The organism is Yinghuangia sp. YIM S09857 (assembly GCF_051388915.1).
Lineage (GTDB): Bacteria > Actinomycetota > Actinomycetes > Streptomycetales > Streptomycetaceae > Yinghuangia.
Genome location: NZ_JBPKBH010000043.1, coordinates 10,808 through 13,878, shown reverse-complemented (window position 1 = coordinate 13,878; position 3,071 = coordinate 10,808). Strand labels below are relative to the sequence as shown.

Sequence of the window (3,071 nt, the reverse complement as noted above, 5' to 3'; positions counted from 1 at the left end):
GGGGGCCGACATGTGGCTGTACTCGGTCAGGGCGTGGTGCTCACCGAACCAGACGTACTTCCAGTTGTGCTTGTCCGCCTTGACCGCCACCTCCAACTCGCGCATCAACGCGATGTGTTCGGACGCACGGTCGTGCGCAGCCGGTCCCGGGATGAACCCGTTCAGGAAGATGCCGAACTCCATGAGGAGTCCTCCTCGGTCGTCCAAGGGTGTGCTGGGACCGGCTGCGCCGCCCAGGCCGCGGACCGCGGCAGAGTATTTGCGTAACGCTTACAGAAAAACCATCGCGAGGCAAGGTCGACTGTTTGTGCACCCTGGGGAGGGGCGCGCCATCGGCATCAGGCCGCACGGGGCTCCGAGGAAGACGTACCCGACCGGGGCGGGGTTGCGGAGAATGGCCCAGTAGTCGCGTGACCGGGGAAGCCGGGGAGTGGCGGCGGGCTGTGTGTCCTGGACCATTGTGCGAAAAGCCAGTATGTGTAGCCTCTACGCTAAATTGCTCGCCGTCGAGCGCTGCCGCCGCTGTCTCCCAGAGGAGCCTCGATGACCGAGGTCGTGTCTTCCCCGCCGGTCGCCCGTCGTATCACTCATGCCGAGCTTGTCCATCGGCCGGGTGAGCGGGTGCTCGCTGCCCGTGTGCTGGAACTCCTCGGCTGCGCGGTCGTCGACCGCGGAGGCCACTGGTTCACCGCACGCGTCGAACCGACGGAGGACGGCTACACGACCAATGTCCTGTACGCATCGGAAGTCACGCCTGAGCAGTGGGCTTTCGAGACCGCACTGTCGGCGCAGATCGCGTCGGACCGTGAGTTCGCTGCGGTAGCGGAGACCTGGGTGACCCGGTTGCGCGAACGGCCGCAATATTCCTTTCACTTCGGCATGAGGCTTGCGTCGCGTGAGGCACTGGAGAGGGTGGTCGCGGACATCGTGGCGGCGGGAGACTCCGACCCCGAGCTTGCCGGTCGCATCGCTGTCTCCGGCGTCTACCGACCCGAGGATCCGAATGCCGCCACCGACACGATGATGCAGGTGTTCGTGCACACCGACGTCCTGGCGTGCGGGCTCCTCACACTGGGCCAGCACATCGAACTCCAGTGGCACGTCCCCAAATAGCTCGCATCACCACCCCCCCGGCGCACCGCAACACCCATGAAGGAGAAACACGTGTACGACCTCAACGGGCGTGTCGCCCTGATCACCGGCGCCGCGCAGGGGCAGGGTGCCGCCGAGGCAAGGCTGTTCGCCGCGTGCGGAGCCCGGGTCATGCTCACCGACGTCCAGGAGGACGCCGTCGCCGAGGTTGCGGCCGACCTCGGCGAGAACGCCGCGTACATCCGCCACGACGTCAGCGACGAGAAGGACTGGGCCGCAGCCGTCGACGCGACCGTACGCCGCTTCGGAAGCCTCGGCGTGCTCGTGAACAACGCCGCGGCCATGCGCATCGTCGCCCTGGAAGACGAAGAGCCCGAGGCGTTCCGGCGCATCCTCGACATCAACCTCGTCGGCACGTTCCTGGGTATTCGTGCCGTCGTCCCGGTGATGCGCGCGGCAGGTGGAGGAGCGATCGTCAACATCGCCTCGTCCAGCGGAGTCTTCGGCCAGGCCTGGGCATCGGCATACACGGCGTCGAAGTGGGGCGTCCGCGGCCTCACCCGCACCGCGGCGATCGAACTCGGACCCGACGGGATCCGGGTCAACGCCCTGGTGCCAGGGCCGATTCAGACGGCAATGCTTCCCGGCGACCGCAGCAGTGACGGGAAGGACGCCCGCTTCGCCCGACTCCCGCTCGGGCGCGCAGGCGACGTCGATGAGATCGCCCACATGGCGGCGTTCCTTGCGTCGCCGGGCGCGTCGTACATTACCGGCGCGGACTACGCTGTCGACGGTGGCATGGCGGCAGGGCCTGCTGCCGCACCCCGCCCGGAGACGCCCATGGTGTTCCACTGACGGCAGCACTCACCCTGGTCCGATGCCCCAGAATCGCGGTGTCCGCCAGCCCAATAGATGACAACTAGCGCTGCCACTCGACGCGTATGCCGCGTCGGTAGGGCGGCGGTTGGTCCGACCTTCTTCGGGAGTTCTCGTGTCGCAGACCCGAACCCCGCGTCCGTGGCTGTTCCCTGAGCTTGCCGCGCTTCTCGATGCGGCTCCGGCCGGCACACCGCTGACGGCCGACTCGCTTGCTGCCACCCGAATACGCGTCCGCGCGCACATGTCCGAGGCAGCCCCCCGGCGCCCGGTCTATGCGTTGGTGGACCGCAGTATCCCCGGACCTGCGGGTCCTGTCCCCATCCGTGTGTACAAGCCTCGTCGCGAGTCTTGGCTCCCGGTCTTGGTGTATGCCCACGGCGGGGGATGGGTGATGGGTGATCTGGAGTCCCATGACGCGCTGTGTCGCGAGATAGCCCTCCGCGCCGGCGTGGTGGTCGTGGCGGTCGACTACCGCCTTGCTCCCGAACACCCCTTTCCGGGGCCCCTGGAGGACTTCTATGCGGCTGCGCAATGGGTTGTCGGTAATACTCAGCAGGTAGGCGGCGATTCCAACCGGGTCGCGGTGGGTGGCGACAGTGCGGGCGGCAATCTCGCCGCCGCCGCTGCTCTGCTCGCGCGTGACCGCGGGGAGCCCCAGTTCGCGCTGCAATGGCTGGCCTACCCGGCTCTCGACGGCCTGTCGACGAGGCGTTCGTGGACCACGTACGCCGACGGGCCGATGCTGACCGTGGCCAACGCGCGCACGATGTGGCGGATGTACGCGGGGCGTACCGACTTGCACCACCCCCACCTGTCTCCGCTGCACGCGAACGACCTGACAGGACTGCCACCGGCGTTCGTCGCGACTCCGCAGCACGACCACGGTCACGACGACGCCGCGGAGTACGCCCAACGGCTCCACGACAGCGCGGTACCAGCCCGGTTCGTCTCGTTCGAAGGCCTGTGCCACGGCTTTTTCGCATGGCATGCGCAGGTCCCCGCCTGCGACGACGCACTGGACACCTGCTGTGCCTACCTCAAAACCGCGATGGACACGCATGCGGCCTGAGCTGAGCACGCCGCTCCAGTCTGCGGGGACG

Annotated in this window: 3 protein-coding genes and 1 pseudogene; 3 read left to right on the top strand and 1 reads right to left on the bottom strand. The window is 67.7% G+C overall.

The window, feature by feature from the left end:
• A pseudogene (locus tag ACRX5S_RS40680) lies at positions 1-183 on the bottom strand (LLM class flavin-dependent oxidoreductase); the annotation flags it as partial.
• Between the two features lie 360 nt (positions 184-543).
• Here ACRX5S_RS40680 and ACRX5S_RS40675 point away from each other — a divergent pair.
• The 3 genes from ACRX5S_RS40675 (at position 544) to ACRX5S_RS40665 (ending at position 3,040) form a co-directional block, all read left to right on the top strand.
• Complete coding sequence (locus ACRX5S_RS40675) at positions 544-1,113, top strand: hypothetical protein (protein ID WP_436778337.1); 570 nt, start codon at positions 544-546, stop codon at positions 1,111-1,113.
• Positions 1,114-1,149: 36 nt separating this feature from the next.
• The gene (locus ACRX5S_RS40670; RefSeq protein ID WP_436778336.1) at positions 1,150-1,947 is read left to right on the top strand and encodes an SDR family NAD(P)-dependent oxidoreductase; all 798 of its coding nucleotides are present in this window, start codon (positions 1,150-1,152) and stop codon (positions 1,945-1,947) included.
• A 265-nt stretch (positions 1,948-2,212) separates the two neighbouring features.
• The gene (locus ACRX5S_RS40665) at positions 2,213-3,040 is read left to right on the top strand and encodes an alpha/beta hydrolase (RefSeq protein WP_436778338.1); all 828 of its coding nucleotides are present in this window, start codon (positions 2,213-2,215) and stop codon (positions 3,038-3,040) included.
• Positions 3,041-3,071 lie beyond the last annotated feature (31 nt).